Genomic DNA, 588 nt, shown 5'->3' with positions numbered 1-588 from the left:
TGCGGGACGAGACTTGTGCAGACCCTTGGCAAACTCCGTGAGGAACAAATATCTGGAAAACTGATATACCGAGCGCGCCGCGGGGCAGAGATGCTTGAGTGCGCCGCGCGCTCGCGCGGCCCCAAGCAACTTCGGCGCGCAATGCGCGCGGTCACCTTTGCCATGTCACTTAAGGGCTGCCACGGGAAGCCGTTGTTTGCTCTTCAGAGCCACAAACCGGAAGTGAGGCTGTTTTGCCTTGCTGCCATTGATGCAGCCCAATCTCGTCCACTGATCAAAGCGGCCATCTCAAGCTCCGGCATCGACGACTATGCAAAGGTTGCTCTTTTGCGCACTTTCGAGAAGGAGCCACGTCTGCTTGCCGCAGTTGATCAGATTGCGCAGAGGCGGGCGAGAAGCAAAGGCCCCATGACAGCCAAATCTCGCAATTAAGGGCAAAACTCGATGCCGAAAGCGTCGCGTCTCAGATTTAAAGGCAACGCGACAGCCGCTCATCGATACGCCACAAGCGCTCGCGCTGCGCCGCGAGCCCAAGGCAAATGTCGGGCGCTACGACGATCTGCGGGCCCACAGCACCGGAGGCCGCCA

1 pseudogene is annotated in these 588 nt (G+C 59.4%); it reads left to right on the top strand.

Annotation, left to right across the window (positions count from 1 at the left end):
- Positions 1-432, top strand: a pseudogene (locus tag I9P22_RS24380) (TniQ family protein); the annotation flags it as partial.
- Positions 433-588 lie beyond the last annotated feature (156 nt).

This window comes from Paracoccus binzhouensis (assembly GCF_016446475.1).
In the GTDB taxonomy this organism is placed as follows: Bacteria; Pseudomonadota; Alphaproteobacteria; order Rhodobacterales; family Rhodobacteraceae; genus Paracoccus; species Paracoccus binzhouensis.
This window is presented reverse-complemented; position numbering and strand designations above follow the sequence as displayed.